Origin of the sequence: Caenispirillum bisanense (genome assembly GCF_900230255.1) — a bacterium.
Lineage (GTDB): Bacteria > Pseudomonadota > Alphaproteobacteria > Rhodospirillales > Rhodospirillaceae > Caenispirillum > Caenispirillum bisanense_A.
This window is the reverse complement of sequence record NZ_OCNJ01000006.1, coordinates 1-15,402: the sequence shown is the minus strand read 5'-3', so window position 1 is coordinate 15,402 and position 15,402 is coordinate 1. Positions and strand designations below refer to the sequence as shown.

At 61.6% G+C, this 15,402-nt stretch carries 21 protein-coding genes and 1 tRNA gene; all 22 read right to left on the bottom strand.

The window, feature by feature from the left end; all coding sequences use genetic code 11:
• Positions 1 to 50: 50 nt before the first annotated feature.
• Positions 51 to 695, bottom strand: coding sequence for a hypothetical protein (locus tag CRP50_RS13995; protein WP_097279808.1), 645 nt, complete (start codon positions 693 to 695; stop codon positions 51 to 53).
• Between the two features lie 63 nt (positions 696 to 758).
• A complete protein-coding gene (locus tag CRP50_RS13990; RefSeq protein ID WP_097279807.1) occupies positions 759 to 1,055 on the bottom strand; it encodes a hypothetical protein in 297 nt (98 codons plus the stop codon).
• On the bottom strand, positions 1,052 to 1,681 hold the full coding sequence (locus tag CRP50_RS13985) for a hypothetical protein (RefSeq protein WP_141415137.1): 630 nt from the start codon (positions 1,679 to 1,681) through the stop codon (positions 1,052 to 1,054). The genes CRP50_RS13990 and CRP50_RS13985 overlap by 4 nt, the downstream gene beginning before the upstream one ends.
• Positions 1,678 to 3,324, bottom strand: a complete 1,647-nt coding sequence (locus tag CRP50_RS13980; protein WP_097279805.1) for a tape measure protein — start codon at positions 3,322 to 3,324, stop codon at positions 1,678 to 1,680. The genes CRP50_RS13985 and CRP50_RS13980 overlap by 4 nt, the downstream gene beginning before the upstream one ends.
• Positions 3,314 to 3,643 carry a hypothetical protein gene (locus CRP50_RS13975; protein ID WP_097279804.1) on the bottom strand — a complete coding sequence of 110 codons (330 nt, stop codon included), beginning with the start codon at positions 3,641 to 3,643 and terminating at the stop codon, positions 3,314 to 3,316. Before CRP50_RS13975 ends, CRP50_RS13980 begins: the two co-directional genes overlap by 11 nt.
• Before the next feature lie 140 nt (positions 3,644 to 3,783).
• Entirely contained in the window at positions 3,784 to 4,038 is a 255-nt protein-coding gene (locus CRP50_RS13970; protein ID WP_097279803.1) for a hypothetical protein, read from the bottom strand.
• 41 nt (positions 4,039 to 4,079) lie between these two features.
• On the bottom strand, positions 4,080 to 4,991 hold the full coding sequence (locus CRP50_RS13965; protein ID WP_097279802.1) for a major capsid protein: 912 nt from the start codon (positions 4,989 to 4,991) through the stop codon (positions 4,080 to 4,082).
• Between the two features lie 2 nt (positions 4,992 to 4,993).
• Positions 4,994 to 5,428, bottom strand: a complete 435-nt coding sequence (locus tag CRP50_RS13960; RefSeq protein WP_097279801.1) for a hypothetical protein — start codon at positions 5,426 to 5,428, stop codon at positions 4,994 to 4,996.
• Positions 5,421 to 6,428 carry a hypothetical protein gene (locus CRP50_RS13955; protein WP_097279800.1) on the bottom strand — a complete coding sequence of 336 codons (1,008 nt, stop codon included), beginning with the start codon at positions 6,426 to 6,428 and terminating at the stop codon, positions 5,421 to 5,423. Before CRP50_RS13955 ends, CRP50_RS13960 begins: the two co-directional genes overlap by 8 nt.
• Entirely contained in the window at positions 6,404 to 6,751 is a 348-nt protein-coding gene (locus CRP50_RS13950) for a hypothetical protein (protein ID WP_141415136.1), read from the bottom strand. Before CRP50_RS13950 ends, CRP50_RS13955 begins: the two co-directional genes overlap by 25 nt.
• 61 nt (positions 6,752 to 6,812) lie before the next feature.
• Positions 6,813 to 8,366 (bottom strand): terminase large subunit domain-containing protein, encoded by a 1,554-nt coding sequence (locus CRP50_RS13945; RefSeq protein ID WP_097279798.1) that lies wholly within the window; start codon positions 8,364 to 8,366, stop codon positions 6,813 to 6,815.
• Between the two features lie 61 nt (positions 8,367 to 8,427).
• The gene (locus CRP50_RS26525) at positions 8,428 to 8,553 is read right to left on the bottom strand and encodes a hypothetical protein (protein WP_416045209.1); all 126 of its coding nucleotides are present in this window, start codon (positions 8,551 to 8,553) and stop codon (positions 8,428 to 8,430) included.
• A complete protein-coding gene (locus CRP50_RS13940) occupies positions 8,550 to 9,623 on the bottom strand; it encodes a minor capsid protein (protein ID WP_097279797.1) in 1,074 nt (357 codons plus the stop codon). Before CRP50_RS13940 ends, CRP50_RS26525 begins: the two co-directional genes overlap by 4 nt.
• Positions 9,620 to 10,048: a hypothetical protein gene (locus CRP50_RS13935; RefSeq protein ID WP_097279796.1), complete on the bottom strand. Its 429-nt coding sequence runs from the start codon at positions 10,046 to 10,048 to the stop codon at positions 9,620 to 9,622. Before CRP50_RS13935 ends, CRP50_RS13940 begins: the two co-directional genes overlap by 4 nt.
• A gap of 962 nt (positions 10,049 to 11,010) precedes the next feature.
• Complete coding sequence (locus CRP50_RS13930) at positions 11,011 to 11,298, bottom strand: hypothetical protein (RefSeq protein ID WP_097279795.1); 288 nt, start codon at positions 11,296 to 11,298, stop codon at positions 11,011 to 11,013.
• Positions 11,299 to 11,392: 94 nt separating this feature from the next.
• Positions 11,393 to 11,710, bottom strand: coding sequence for a hypothetical protein (locus CRP50_RS13925; RefSeq protein WP_097279794.1), 318 nt, complete (start codon positions 11,708 to 11,710; stop codon positions 11,393 to 11,395).
• Between the two features lie 14 nt (positions 11,711 to 11,724).
• On the bottom strand, positions 11,725 to 12,147 hold the full coding sequence (locus CRP50_RS13920; protein ID WP_097279793.1) for a hypothetical protein: 423 nt from the start codon (positions 12,145 to 12,147) through the stop codon (positions 11,725 to 11,727).
• Positions 12,147 to 13,238, bottom strand: coding sequence for a helix-turn-helix domain-containing protein (locus CRP50_RS13915; RefSeq protein WP_097279792.1), 1,092 nt, complete (start codon positions 13,236 to 13,238; stop codon positions 12,147 to 12,149). Before CRP50_RS13915 ends, CRP50_RS13920 begins: the two co-directional genes overlap by 1 nt.
• A gap of 543 nt (positions 13,239 to 13,781) precedes the next feature.
• Positions 13,782 to 13,859 (bottom strand) — tRNA-Arg (locus tag CRP50_RS13910).
• Between the two features lie 28 nt (positions 13,860 to 13,887).
• The gene (locus CRP50_RS25590; protein WP_176525171.1) at positions 13,888 to 14,061 is read right to left on the bottom strand and encodes a hypothetical protein; all 174 of its coding nucleotides are present in this window, start codon (positions 14,059 to 14,061) and stop codon (positions 13,888 to 13,890) included.
• A gap of 151 nt (positions 14,062 to 14,212) precedes the next feature.
• Entirely contained in the window at positions 14,213 to 15,067 is an 855-nt protein-coding gene (locus CRP50_RS13905; protein ID WP_141415134.1) for a site-specific integrase, read from the bottom strand.
• On the bottom strand, positions 15,064 to 15,402 hold a 339-nt coding region (locus tag CRP50_RS26520; RefSeq protein WP_217992052.1), incomplete at its 5' end, for a hypothetical protein. The genes CRP50_RS26520 and CRP50_RS13905, both read right to left, overlap by 4 nt.

The following is a 15,402-nucleotide window of genomic DNA, read 5'->3' as shown; positions in this document are numbered from 1 at the left end:
GCTCAGAGGAAGAGCATAACTAAGCCGGGGTCTAGTACACCCCGGCTTTACTATTTCTTCGCCCGTCGCAACTGCGCTGTGATCCGCTTGTCTGAAAGGATCATCGCCCGCCGCAAGCCCTCCTGCTCGCCGTGCTCATCGCGTAGCGCCTGCCATTCCTCGGGCGTGACCATCTGTGGCAGGGTGTAGATGACACTACGGGAGTGGAGCCACGCGCGGCGCAAGGCAACCTCGATGATGGACTCCAGCCTCCGCGCCTGCCGCTTGTCTTTGATGAGGGCGGTTTCGACGACGCACAGCGCGGAACCCCGGTGGGTGATCTCCTTCACCCTCACCGGCACAGACAGCAGCGTCCCATGCTCCTTTGCAGCTTTGACGGCGGCGCGGATCACGCGAACGCAGCGGCGCACGTAGGATGTCGCCTCGGGCATGGGGGCATCGCCCAATACCTGCCACGGCTGGTCCAGTACCGTGCGCCACATATCTACCCGCGACGTGTGGTAGTCGATGGAGCCTTTGGTGAACGACTTGACGTAGACCGCGCCGTCGCTGCGCCGGCCGAACATCTGGCCTACCGTGGTCACGCCTGCGAGCATGTCGTGGTAGCGCGGCACGTCACGATCAGCAGGCACAGAGCGGGCGACGCTGCGGCGATCCTGTGGGGTATCGGGGATGATGTCGGGAAATAGGCTCATGCCGTGATTATACCTTACGACAATGAAGCCAAAGAATAAGCCACGGCTATGCGGGGCTTATTATCACGATAGAGCATCAGATAGTAGACGCAGTGCATCATTATGCACCCGCTCTAGCGTGTGTGTGCCCTGGTGCAGCATGGCGTCGATTACCCGATGCGCCTTGGTGCCGGCAGCCTTGATCCGTCGCCCCTTGGACCGGATCGCCCGGCGCACCACTCGGTTAGGCGCCGCCGATGCCTCCGCCTCCAGATCCGCGAGGACGGACTCCATTGCCGCAGTGATCGCGGCTTTCAGGCTCGCGGCGGCGGCTTCAGCCTCGGCACGTTCCGCGCCCCGCTGGTCAGCGTCGTACATCATGCCGCCACCTCGCGGCGCGCAAGTTGGGCCTCGATACCACTGCGGCCGGGATAGTCGCCCAACACCTTCTCCTTCACACCGTCGCGGGTAATCTCCACGACGGTACAGGAACCGCCCACGGTCATCAGGAGGCGGTTATCGTGCGCGACCTTCTGCTGCACGAGCGCGACCCTGAAGAGACGTTCGTCGTCCAGGTCAGGCTTCACTAGATGCGCCACGTCGCCCAGGTCGGGGCGGAGGTAGGAGCCCGGCGTAAGATCGGTACGGGTCACGCTGCCATCTCCCGGAGCCCACAGCACGACCGCGCGCGCGGTGCCGTTCGCGTCTACCCCGGCAATGGTGGTCTCGAATCCCTTTCCGTCAGCACGTTCAAAGTCAGCGACCACGTAGGCCGTCTCAGCGAGTGCCACAGCCTCATCAAACGACCGCGCCGGCTTTAGGGCGCTCTCGATGTAGTCGCTAAAATGGACAAGACCACGACACGCAACCGCGACAGGTGCGTCTGGAAGTACATGGGTTTTGCTATCTACTAGGGCGGCGGGCTTTCCGGTGGATGCGTAGTATTGCACCGTATCCTGCTGAATGCGGACGCGATGGGGTTCAAGGTAAATGTTGCTGACGGTCATGCCACGGCCTCGTTAATCATGGTTTTGATCTTGGGATTAGCCTTCACGGCTTCGGGGAATTCGTCGGAATCTCGGCCGATAGTCTCGGATACACGGCGGATCTCGTCATTGAATCGCTCGTGCTCGCGGATCGCCTCGGCTGCCGCGTCCTTCTGGTCGCGCAGTGAGTCAGAGAGTCGCCGGTTTTCCTCGTAGAGCTTGCGGATCTCGGGGGCGGTTTCGGCGTACACGTCGCCCAGTCGGTCCCGCAGGTCGGCCTCGAAAAGAAGCTGCTCCGCCAGGTCTTTACGTCCGGCGATTTCCAGCCGCAGGGCCTCGTTCTGCGCCTCGAACGATGTCCGCATGTCGTCCGCCACCCCGAACAGATCGTTCAGGCGGTCGCGTTCCGTCTCGGCGGCCTTTCTCAGTTCGTCGGCCCACCGCTCGGATTCCTTAGTCGCCCTGGCCGTGCTGATAGTGGCGACGTCCAGCGCCGCCGCCGTCTGCGTCACAGCCTGGCCCGCCTTGACGGCCGCAAGCTCGGCCTTCTGTAGTTCGCTAAGCTGCGGCATCACGCCACCGACAGGCCCGCCCGCAGAGAGATCCACGCCGAAGCCCTCTAGCGTGCGTTTGCCGAGGCCGATAATGGAGCCGTCCACAATCGCCTTGCCGGCGGCCCCAAGGTCCATATCCGCGACGGACCGAATAAGGCCGACAAGCTCGTTAATCTCACGCGCAGCCTGGCCGGCGGCGGTGCCGATGAGGCCGAAGGTGAACTCGACGTTGCGCTGGAAAGTCGGATCAGCAATGACGCTGCGCATGTCGTCGATGGCATCGACTACCCGGCGGGTGCCGTCTTCCGCCTCGAACGCCGTGGCGATGGTGCGTTCCCATTCGTTGCGTAGCTGAGTGAGGGCGTCACTTGCCCGGCGGGTGGCTGAACCGAATTCCCGATCCAGGGCATCAGCCTGCGATTCCAGGGCAGCGATAACCCGCTCAGCCGTAAGTTGCCCCTCGCTGCCGAGGTTGCGAAGCTGGCCGACAGTGACGCCGAGACCGTCCGCGATTGCCTGCGCAAGTCGCGGTGTCTGTTCCAGCACGCTATTCAGTTCCTCGCCGCGCAGGGCGCCCGCGCCAAGGCCCTGCCCCAACTGGAACAGGGCCGCCTCAGCCGACTGCGCGGAGGCGCCGGAAATGGCGATGGCCTGATTCACGGACTCAGTGACAGCGACTAGCCGCTGCTGCGAGATGCCGAGGCTATCGGTGGAGCGGGCGAGGCGCGTGTAGAGGTCCGCCGTGGCGCCGTAGGTCGCATAGGTCTCTTGCGCGACAGCGAAAAGAGACCGTTGTGCCGTCTCTAATTCTGCTGTGCTCGCTGTGACCAGCTTCAGGCGGTTTTCGATGCCGGTATAGGCGTCTGCGACCCTCAGGAGGTCGCGCGCCATCATGCCTGCGCCCAGGCCGAGGAAGGCACCCTTGAGGGCGCTCGCGCCGCTCACGAGCGACCGGAAGGCGTCATCGCCTGTTCGCTTGGTGGCTTTGAGTCCGGTATCGAGTTCCCGCGCCTTGCGCTGGATGTCCTCGAAAGACCGCGTTACCTCCGCAGCGCCTTTCTTTGCTGCGGAGCCGTCGATTACGATTGCGACGCGATGTTCAGTCGCCATGGAACACCCCGAGGCTCTTGTCGGTGCCGCTGACGGCAGCAATGAAGATCTCGTCGTACGCGGTGCAGGCGCGCTTCAGCGCCTCGACCATGCCGGGGTACTGACAGACGAACGCGGCGACCGCCCCGGGGCTGAACGGATCGCTTACGTCCCAAGCCTTGATGCATCGCTTCACCAGGCGCTCAACGCCACTACGGACACGTTGCGGGGACGCGCCAGTAGGGAACAGCCGGTCTAGATCGATGGATCGAGAGGGGCGGATATCGAAGCCGATTGAAAACTCTTCTGTGTCAGAAGATAGATCAAAGTAAATCCACATTCGGGTATCTCCGGTTTCACAAAGCAAAGCCATTGTAAAGCCCGGAGAAAAGCCCAAAGAAATAGGGCGCCAGCCCTGCTAGCGCCCTATTCCCGGAGATGACCCACACCAAGGGACTCGTAACCCGTGATGCAGATTGATTATGCGAGACCTATCTGCCGGGCGACAATTCCCACGATGATGGGGATTACCGTCGCCATCCCGACCAGTCGCCACTTCCACGACTCTAGCGCCTCAACACGCGGCGCCAGGTCCGCAAGCTGCTCGGCATGGACAATCATGCGCTCATCGAGGCGCACGACCTTTTCCGTCAGCGCGGCGATCTTATCGACGGTGAGGCGGATGTGCCGCACGTCGGTTTCAAGGGCCGCAAGTCTCTCGTTGGATTCGGTCATGGCGTAGCGCCCCGCCGGTCGGGTTCGGCGGGGCTTGCTCCTTAGACGGGCTTCTTCACGCCCTGGATGCGGACCACGGAGCGCGGATGCCACAGCACGGCGGGATTCGCGAGCCAATCCACGCGGATGCGCTCGACCGGCTGGGTCTGCAGTTCGCCCAGGTCGCGAACCTCCATGCCGGCCGTCTCGATGCCGCCGAAGGCATCGTCGCCGAAGTTGATGAGGTACAGGCTACAGGTCTCGGTATCGACGCCCTGCGTCTCGTTGAACGGCAGGAGCGGCGCCACCCATTCGGCGTCGTCGATGTCGGAGATCGGGATGCCGGCGTAGCTCTGAAGCTGTCGGCCGAAGGCGTCGGAGATGGTCTCCGTAGCCTGCCCAGCGGCACGCATCAGGGCGTTGATCTTGCGGCGAATCGTGCGGTTCGCAAGGATCAGCGACGGACGGCCGAACACCTGGTCAATGGCTTCATCGAGCATCGCAAGCTCAAGCTGCGCGCCATCGGTGCCGGCTTCGAGAACCTGCCCCGCGTCGAGCTTGTTGTTGATGCCGTCCGGCTGCAGCGGGTTCGCCGTGTTGTCGCCGCGCAGCACGACATGGCTCATCGCCTGCGACATCGCCTTGACCGACATTTCAATCTGTCGGCTGCGGTCCTCAGCGGGGTTCGTGGAAGCCTTCAGCAGCGACTTCGGGATGTCAACGTCGTGACCCAGGATCCGAGTCCGCTCGGTGACTTCGACCACGGTGCCAGTGCCTTCGGCGTAGGCCGCGCCGTGGTCGTACCACCCCGCAGTAGGCAGGCTAGCCTCGCGGACGAAGGTGTAGGCGTTGCCGCCGATACGGCGGAACGGAATGCGCTCCAGAAGGGGAGAGTTCCGCGCGAACATTTCGATCACGGAGGACTGCAGCGGATCCTGGTGGGTCTTGGACCACTCGGTAAGGGTAAGTGCCATGATTATTTACCTCGGTAGGCAGCCGTCAGCCGTTCGCGCGGCGACATGCTGCTGAAATCGGGGGGCGTCGGCGTGCTCTCAGGCTTGCGGCCGACAGAAGGGACGGGGGCGGGCGCCGGAGCCGTATCGAAAATGCCGGTCTCGCGGGCCTCGAAATACCAAGCCGCCTGCTTTGCCGGTGAAAGCTCCTTCGGGATCAAGCCCTTCAGGTGCTCCGGCACGTTCGCAAGGACGCGCTCAGCCATGAACGCAAGCTGCTCCTCCATCTCGCGCCGCTTCTCGACCTGTTCGTCGAAGCGGTCGCGCGGAATGAACTTCTCGCGCTTCTCGCCGCCTTCCGCTGCGGCTTCAGTGGTCTCAGCGACTACCGCCTCGCTGTGAGCGTCGGAAGTATCGACGGGTACCGCGCCGTCGTTCGCGTGAACATCATTAGACATCAAACGAATTTCCCTGGTTGGAAATCATCGCGCTTTCTTCGCGCTTCTTTTGCAGGAGGCGGACCGCTTCTTTCCGGTCGCCGTTGAGGTCGGCGTTCTCCTGAAGGAGCACGTCAACCTCGTTCCACACGCCCAGCGCACGGCGCTTGACGGCAGCCTCAAGCCGTTCCGTCTCCGACAGGGCCGCGCCGGGGTCGGCGAAGTCCACGGTGAGGGTGGCGTTCTCAGGAATGGGGGCGTCGGGGCGATGGTAGTTCCATACGCGCTTGACGGTCTCGAAGACGCGCCGCTCGACAATCCGCCACAGTTCGAGCTGGTCCCTGCGGTGCTCTTCCAGCGTGGTCCGCTCGGCGACCTTGGACGCACCGGACTCGGCGGGGCGGTCAATCTCAAAGGCAGACGATGACAGGCCGTAGGTGATCCCGAGGAACTTCATCTCGGCTTCGATGACGGCCATCGCTTCAGCAATCGCGGACTCCGGCTTAACTATCTTGAAGTCGGCGTCTTTGCTCGGCAGCAGGAGGGCCTTGCCGACGCCCGGCATATCGAAGTGGAGATCATCCACCCCCGTCGCGACCGGCATTCCGTGGACGGCTATGTCCAGCGCCCGATGCACGTTCATAAGGGCGATGTTGATAGCCGTCTGCGAGCTAATCAGGTCGTCGCCGCCGGCCAGGAAGAAGCGGTCATTCGGCGCGTAATCGAAGCACGGCACCAGCGGCACCACCCCGTACGGGTTCGCCTGCTCTTGGATGACGGCGCCCCGCCAGTCGCGCAGCCGGTAGCGGTCGGCCGTCCAATGACTAAACTGCCGGTCCATCATCTGCGCCGCGTCGTGCGTGATGTAGACTTCAGCCGGGCGCCACGGGTTCGCCGCTCGTACGTCCAGCACGTTCGGCGTCACCACGCGCACATCAAGACCCTGCGCCTCATCGTCCCACAGGACGGAGACCATCGAGGTCTTCAGTAGCGATGTCATGCGGTTGGCGCGCTTGAGCATGAGATTGACGCCGGCCTCGGCATAAAAATCTGCTCGCACATCTCCTGGTCGGCGCCATCGAACGTCCGCAGCGGCCAATCCGCGTATGCGTGGCTGCGCTGGTCGACGATGTAGCGAACCAGATTAAAGAAGAAGTGCCGGAAGGACTCAGGGTGCGCCCACTGCCGCGCAATGATGCTGCGCAGTTCCTCGATCTGTTCGTCGTAATAGAACTTGATCCGCTTCTCTGCCTCGCGCTTACGGGCCGTAGAAGCGTTAATCATGTCGAGGAAGCCGTTGCGTTCTTCTTTGGCTTCGCGTGCCTTAGTGATAAGGGAAATCATGGCTAGCCTTGTTTCGAAACTAGCCATGATTATATGCGCCGGGTAACTGTACGCGAAAATATCAGCGATTAACTACCCTTACGCCGATATTCGTCACCTTTGTCCGGTAGAAGTCCAGGAGGGACAAGGGCGCGCAGCCGGCCCGCTCGACGTACTGGTCGTACATCAGGGCAAGCTCGGCGAAGGAGCGGCATTCCTTGGCGCACAGGGGGCGGACGGTGCCGCCGTGAAGGATGCAGGCGCTCGACATGACGGGCGCCGCGTGGCAACTGACGCCGTGTAGCTCGTAGCTGTTGAGGTCGACGTCCTGAAGCCGCCAGATAGCCCATGCGAGGGCTAGAACGTGGTCGTCATGCCCGCCGACCGGGTGGGAGAAGACGGGGACGCCACCCGCGACAAGCGCCATCTCGAAGACAGCCAACTCTTCAATCAGCGCCGTGAATGACGGGTGGACCTTGAGTCTGCCTTCAAAAGCGAGAGTGTAAAGCAACTTGCACGCGGCTGCCTTGTTGTTCTGGTTGACGCTGATAGTCTTGGAGTCGTAGTCCCGCGTCTGTGCCCAGTTGAATACGTCCTGCGCGTTGTAGACTTCGAATGCAGCCCGCTTGATCTTGTATTCGTGCTCATAGCGCAGGAAGTTGGCTTTGATCCCACCGCCGGTGCTGCCGTCAACGGCTGAGGAATCGACGACGTAGTAGCATTCGTCCTCTTCCTCGCGCACCTTCACGACGCAACTGGTCACGGTGGCGTCGCCGTGGCTGGAGTCACCCCACGCGCGGTCGAGTGCAGCGGCCGACATGAAGCCGCGGCCCGCCGTCAGTCCGTCGAGGTCGAGCGGGTAGGCGTCTGCCGTCATGCGTGCCATCACGTCGGGCCGGAACAGGGTATCCGACGACATCGCCCAGTTGTTGAGGTGCTGCTGTGCCCATTCCAGCGGCAGCATGGTCCGGGAACGGTGCTTAAGCGCTTGGAGGCTGATCCACTTGGGGCAGTTGGCGAATGCGTCGTCGTTGTTCGCGTAGTAGATGTGGGAGTAGTAGACGCCGCTCTCAGGGTCTTCGGCATCCTTGTATAGCTTATAGAGCGGGCTGGTTCGGCTGCCGACAGTAGAGTCGATCAGGACTAGCCCGCCTTCGGTGTCAATGGTCGCCGACGCTGCGGTGTCGAAAGCCTTGTTGTTCTTGGCCGCGTGGTACTCCGTAACCTGTGCCAGCGCGAACTTATACCCATACAAGGCCGTCGAGTTGTTCGCATAGGCGCAGATTTCATTCTTCGCCGGCTTGTAGGTGATTTTATCCGCCATGATGACGATAGAAGGGCTATCGCCGCTCATCATCGGCTGGAAGTACGGTGTCGCCTCCAAAATGCCGCGCACAGTCTCAAAGGCGACGCCGATAGCTTGCTTCTCGTTATTCCCGACCAGCGCCATCTTCTGATGCGTCCTAGTGAGAAAGCGCCACAGGATTATCAAGGCGGTTGCCACCGTCTTGCCGTGGCGTCTAGGCCAGCACAGGACGACGGTGGAGTATTTACCGCTCAGGGCCTCGGTGATCTCGGCGCGCTCGCGCTCGGAGAACTCGGCGACAACGGGCGGGCCGTCTTTCGACGGCACCATCGGTTTTACGTCGTCGATGAATTGGAAGAAGCCGGTGGCGCCGTTGCGCCATGCGGCAATCTTACCGCCCTTCGAGGCGCTGGATCGTTTCGCGGTGGGTTTCGTGGCAGGCTTTGAAGTGGTCACGGTATAGCTCTTCCAGTTGGGCGATCATCTCAATCAGGCGGGCGCGCATTTCGTCGGTCATGTCGAAAGCTCCAGGGGGTATTTCGCCTTCAGTTCGGCGATGGTGAGGGCTCGGTCGTAGGTCGCCATCCCTGACAGCGGGACGCCGTTCTTCCAAGCCCGGTAGCGGGTCGGACCAAGAACCTCCTTCTGGAAGTCCGCGTCGGTGGTGCGTAGCCAATCCTCGTACGTCGTGCCGGCGGGAACGCTCTGGATCCGCTTCGGCCGCTCCGACTTCGGGATGTCTTTGACGCTCCGGGTGCTCATCACGGCCGGCTGCGTCGGGGCAGGGGGCTCCGTCGTCACCTTGCCGCCGGTCAGTTCCGACATGCTGCGGGTAATGGGAACAAGTAGGGAACGGCAATTCGGGTGGAGGGGCGGTCGGACGCTGGCAAGCTCGGGCGAGTCTGCGGAGAACTCGCGGCCCGAAAGCGAGCGGCACGTCGGCGACACCCTGCCGTCGAGGGTGGCGAGGAATCTGAAGCCCTTGATAAGCGAAGCGTTGCGCTTGAAGGTCTCCATGTGGGTGCGCGTTGCCGCGTCCTGGAGGGCCGTACGCGCGAGCTTGCGGGCGCTGGTGCGCGACAGGTCGGCGACGGTCTCAAGGCGACGTGCGGCCTTCTCAATGCCTTCGCCGAGGGCTGCCGCGTCCCGTAGCTCATCGAGGACACGCTGCTCCGTCCGCTCGGCGAGTGCTGCGCCCCACTGCGCCCACGTCTTGCCCTGGTATGGCTCGGCGGTGAGGTTCGCCAGCATCTCCACGGGTACGGCGGTCCATGACACGCCAAGGCGCGCTGCCGCCGCTGCGGTGGCCGCTGGTGCGGTCTCGATGACTGCCGCCTGTGCCTCCGTCACGGTCTCCGACAGGCGCACAGCGAGGGCCGCACGGAGCGCCTGAAGCTCGCGGCGCACCTCCTGCAAGCGGTCGTAGGTGAAGGGCGCGTCGTCGCGGTTCCGCCGGCTGAGGTTGCCCGCTACCTGGTCAAGCACGCGCTCCACGTCACGGGCGATCCGGGCTGCCAGGTCTTGCGATAGGCCGTCTACGCGCAGGGCATAGCGCAGCAGGGCGTCCGCCATGGGGTCGGTGCTCATGCGCCGCCCCCGATCAGTTCGGCGGTGTGGGCGTCAATGCCGGGGCGGTCGCACTCGCCGGGCGTCACGTCACGGAGGCGCGCCGAAAGCCCCAGTTCCTTGAATATGCCGCGCAGGGCGTTGACCATGCGCACGTAGTCGTTCGCGCCTTCGCCGCCCTGCATCAGCGTGGCGCTACTGGAGTCGAGCGCGACCTTCAGGGCCGCCGCCTGTTTGATGAGGATCAACTCGGCGTAGGTGACTGCATCCCCGTACTGGCGTACTAGCTCGATGCATGTCTCCCGGTAGTTCTGCGCGAGCGCGGTCCTACCGTCAATCTTGGAGCCGTTGACGGTCAGAGGGTTCTTAGACGCAGATAGTAGAGCTTCCGCTAGAACCGTGCTGATATTGTTAGGGTACTGGGGGTTATCGACGTGCTTAGGCATAGGGTTCCTTGCGAATACCTAGGCCATATCACGGCCTATCTATGGGGTATTCGCAGTATGGCGGGTGCATACAGCTTGGAACCAATACGCTTTATTGGTGTGGCGTTTCGAGACTTCGGAGTCGCATAACCGCCGTTACGAATACCTTTTTCAAGTGTTCCGAAAGTCCCTGTCAGCGTTATGCGGAGAGCAAAAACATTCGCCCGTTTTTTACTATCTCTGAAGGCTCGCGCGGGCGCCTGTTTTACTTCCGCTGGTCTTGGCATGCTGTGGTTGTGGCTTTGGCTGGTAAAGCAAAAAGCGTGCCAGTTAAAGCCCGGACGCGGGGCGCGTTGGTCCTTTGATCGTAAGTCTTGAGCGACTGTATGACTTATGTTTTCTTTATACGATCCCGACAAATGCGGTAGGTTAATCGTGCGGAGCGTCCCAACGAGCCGCGACAAACTTACCCCCGGTGCAGTTCCCCGCGCCGCACCGGGGGGTTTTGTCAGCTTGGTTCGGCAAAAATGAAGCCCCCGCCGACACCTTAAGGCGACAGTGGTTCCACGGTTATGAGACAAAAAGCCCCGCCGGATCCGGTGGCGGGGCTTTCTGTCGGTCTGTAGGAGAGAAGGGAAAACCAATAGGCCGGTCGGGTGTCAGAAGCCCAACCACAAAGGATACGCCGGGGGCGGTGCAGGGGTTCCCGCCGCCGCAAAAAAAAAGAACCCCACCGCCTTGGGGGCGACGGTGGGGCCAGTGCGGGGGAAAGTAGGATGATGGAACGTGCATGCTATGCACACGTGGGCAACGCCTCTGGTTTTGGAGGGTTTGCGACCAAAGCCGCGTGTCCCACCTATTCCTTTAGGTAAGCGATTTGATCGGGGCGACGGCGGGTTGCGGCTTTGCAAGCGGGGCAAGGAGTTAAACGCGGGCGGATGAGGCAACGAAAAAGGCGGACCCTGCGGCCCGCCTCTCTCTGGTCAGTAGGTGATGAGCGCCTTCGGAGGCTTCGGCGCCTTCGCCTTCCGTCGCCGCTCCTGTTCCTTAACCAGCTTGTCAGCAGCCGCGAACACGTCGTCGGCAGTCGCCCAATCGTCGTTGGATGCGTGCCAAGCCTCCAGCACAGCCACGGTGCGCTCATCCAGCTTCATGGCCTCGATGCGCTCCATGGTGTCCAGGATCGCCACCGGGTCGCGCTGGTCGGTGCCGTGGTTGTAGGCGGCGAGGGTGACGACGTTCAGGACGCGGGCGGCAAGATCGGTTTTCATTGTAGTTCAATATCCTCTAGAGAATGGAAGGTCATTCTAGAGGTAGGGCAGGGCGGACAACAAAAAGCCGGGCGCTGTGGCCCGGCTTCGTGTCTTAGATCGCGTTGGCGTATCCGTGCTTCATGTGGACTGCCAGGATGTCCTTGTGGTGAGGCTCCATCTCGACATGATAGGCGTTGCCGCCGTCATGCACGAGGTAGAAGCGCATCCCATGCCAGAAGAACGTGATGCCGCGCTCCCCCTGGTCTCCCAGGAAGAAGGATCCATGGGTACCGTCCGGTTTGCGGATCAGTAGCCAATCCCCCGGCCCAAGGGGGTGCATCGCGTCCGTGACGTGGACGGGCAGGCCGTCTGTCATCTCGTTCACCACCACAGTTCCAACGGCAAGTTGCCCGACTTTAGTGTCTTCCATGTTGATCCCCCTCTTTAAGCATCGGGTTTATAGAAATCCCAGTCAGGATGATTCTCATCCATGACTTCGCCGTCCGGCCCATCATCCTCTTCCACTTCGGCGCCGTCGTCGTCGTTAGATTCCAGCGCGAGGTATGGGTGGTCGTGTATGGAAGCCTTTGGCCGCGAGTGCTGTAGCAGTTCCTCCAGGCAGTCGCGGCCCTCGCGTTCAGCCTCGGACATCCACGCCACCTCGCCGATTGCGTCCAGGCAGCTATAGAGTTGCCCGGACCAATGCATGATCTCCATCGCATCGGCCAAGCGGTGAATCTGCTCATCGCTGAGGTCGGTGGTGTGTCGTGACACGAGGTGCGCGTAGTGGATTAGGTGTAGCTGCCGCTTCATGTGCTGCTCGGCGCTGCACACGAGCATGGCGAGGCGTAGGATAGGGTTCTGCATCACGCGGCCTCCCCGCGAGCGAGGGAGATGTGGTCGCTTAACGTGGTCGTCCTCCGCCCGTCGCGGAACAGGACGCCGTAGAAGTCGCCGCTACGGTGCGTTACCACCGCTGGCGCGCGCTCGCCAACCACGTTCACAACGGCTCCGATCTCATTGGCGCATGTGGCGTTGCGGACGATGCAGACGCCATCCCACGGGTCCGTGGCCGGCGCATCCAAAATGGGTTCATCCTCAACCACCGGCGGGGCTTCTACTGGCTTCATAGCCGTTTCAGGCGTTGTGGGGGTGCTGCCAGAGTACAGCGTCTTCAGCCACGAGCCCGGATAGCCCGTAGCATCAGCGACGCGCGCCATGATCTGCTCGTGAGACACACCCTGCGAGATCGCCTTGCTGTACGCCTTCCATGCCCAGTCATCACGGCCCGCGTCGTCAGGGTAAACAGCGATGAACGCCTCGAAGAGATCACGACTAGCCTTCTTCGAGGCAAGGGACGACGCCCCGTTAGGGGCGGCGGCCTTTGCCGCCCTTTTCTTCAAGGCATGGGTCGGCGCCCCCCCAGGGGCGTCGGCCTGTGCCGCCCTTCGTTCCGTTTTCTCTTCCTCTTTCGTCAAACCGGCTTCATAGCCGGGTTCCTCAGAGGAATAGAAAGAGGAATCGGGTTGCATGTGCGCCACCGCAGAGGTCGCGTCTACGCCACTACCTAGTTGCGTGTCCGCTACTGCTGTGGTGGCGTCTGCGCTACCAGTGGCACACGCGCCACTAGTGGCGTCTACGCTACTACCCATATGGATTAGGTCGAAGTTCGGGGTGTAGCGATTGCTCGCCCGTCCGCCTTCGGCGCGCTCGATAGTAAGGTATCCTAGCTGCTCAAGAAGGTTGACGGCGCGAATGGCGCTAGTGCGGTCCATGTTGCCGTTCTTGGCGATGTAGCCATAGCCTGGCCAGGCATAGCCCTTGCCGGCGTTGTACCGCTCCAAAATCCAGTACATCGCAGCGATGTGGGTGCGAGACTTGCTGCCTCGGCTGTCATTAATCACCAGCCCAAGGAGTTGGTGCCGGTGAAGGAAGGAATCGGAAACCTCAGTGTTCATCAACCATGCTCTCAAAAAATGATCTGGCGACCATGTGGAGCAAGGCTTTCTGCGGCTTCATAGTTTGACACGACGGCCTCATGGCTCTATATTCGTGTCCAGGATTTAGATAGCCGCGTATGCCTTGCCTCCGGTCTCGTCGCCATACGAGACCGGATTTTTTTTATGCGTTCTGAGTCTTCAGCCACTCGCGGAACTCTGAGGGGCGGACCTTGAATCGCTTTCCTACCGGGCGGGCGACCGGGCATTCGCCCGCTTCGATCCGACGCAGTAGGGTCTGGTAGGAGTAAGGCGGCGGGAAGCGCCGCACGGCCTCTAGGATTGAAACTGGTTTTTCCACTTGCTTCGCCCGGAACAAATCTGATATCCCCCTGACTATACGGTGCCCTTGTGAGGAATGGGAAATTCCCACAGGTGCGCAACCGCCCACATATGGGTAGTCTAACCCTAAATGTCAAGGTTCGTTCCATCGAACCTTGCATTTTCTTGTGCATGGCTGATATGCAAAAACCCCGCACCTAATGGCGCGGGGTTTGCTGTTTGTGGCGAACCCGGCAGGACTCGAACCTGCAACCCACGACTTAGAAGGTCGTTGCTCTGATCCAACTGAGCTACGGGTCCAGAGAGGCGGGCAGGGCGCCCGCCGTAGTCACGCTGCGGTGGCTGCGTTGTTGTCCACCCACAGCCCGTCCGCCTCGTCCTGCATTGCGTCCTTAGCTTCGTCGAGGGCGGCTTGTGCGGCTGCGTACTCGCCCGCCAGGAACAGCGCCAGGGCTCTCTCCATGTGGGTGGCGACAACCTGCGTACCCGTCTGCGTCGGCATTCTCTCTACTCCGTTAGGTCGTTGGCGATGAACAAGTGATACGCCAATGGATCGCGCTATACCACAGAAAAACGGTCATATGGTCGTAAAGCATAGACAGTAAACTCTTACAACAAAACGCTTACGGAGTTAGGTTTTGCTTATGACGGTATTAGGGAATGTTTACGGGGCAGGTGATACGGTTCATGGCTTCGGCGAGGACTTCCAGCGGCATCTTTCCGTAGCGCCGTGCAACGCTGGTAGGTGCGTGTCCAGAGAGAACGTCCGAGACATGCTCATCCAGGTTCGCGGCTCGGCACATCGTCTTGAAGGTATGTCTAAAGCTATGCAGCGAGACTTCCGGCCGGCTGATCCCGATGTCGTCCAGCCACCTGTTGAATCGCTTGGATGCGGGGTCGCTGATCTGCGCCCGGCCTATGGGGATGCCGTTGAAGATGCGGCCCTTGCGGTTCTTTGCCCAGTCTACAAAGCCAAGATGGATCAGGAGGGGGTGAACCGGCAGGCGACGACGGCTGCTCTTGGTTTTGAGTGTTCGACCGCCCGACGTGGACACGTCTAGGAAGGGAATGCCGCCCTCCTCCTGCAAGTCTTCTGGACGCAGTTGGACAAGTTCGGATGCGCGGGTGCCGCTAAACAGGCTCAGCAAGATAAACCAGTAGTCGTCGCTCTTGTTCAACGGCGAGAAGGGCGCGGCGCTGAACATGGTGCGCAGTTCATCCTCCGAAAACGGCTCTCTATCGGTCTCGGATACCGGCGCACTAATCGTTATACCTGCCGTTGGAGACTCGTTCAGGTCGTGAAGGTTGATCGCGGTGTTGAAGAGAGACCGAACGAAGCTGAACAGTTTTTTCGCCGACACCCGGCTAACGCGCTCCACGTCTTGATCCCGATACTTTTCAATGAGGGTCGGGAAAGACAGGTCGCGGTCGCTGCCGGAAATGTGTTTCGGCTTTAGCAAGAGGGCATCGCGGAAGGCGCGGATGTGATTCCGCGTGTACTCCTTCACCGGGTGCACAGCGACATTGAACTTGACGAGCCAGCGACATTGTTGGTGACGACAGGGTCCGACCGGAGGGCGGGCGTAGCCCGGCCGTAGGTCGGACCCTGTCCGGCGCGGGTTTTGCCCTCGCCAGTGGCCGCGACGGCTGCCAAGGACATCCGGTCTTCAACCGCCAAGAAGATGACCGTGATGCCCGGCAGACCGATCACCGACCACCAAGCGAGGTTGTACATGACCCTGAGAAAATCGCATCGCCGGATTACGGCATCGGCCATGGCCGGCTTCAGCCCCAGCACGGGCGCGCGGCTGGAGACGGACCCGCGCCTGCCGTCGCAGAAGAA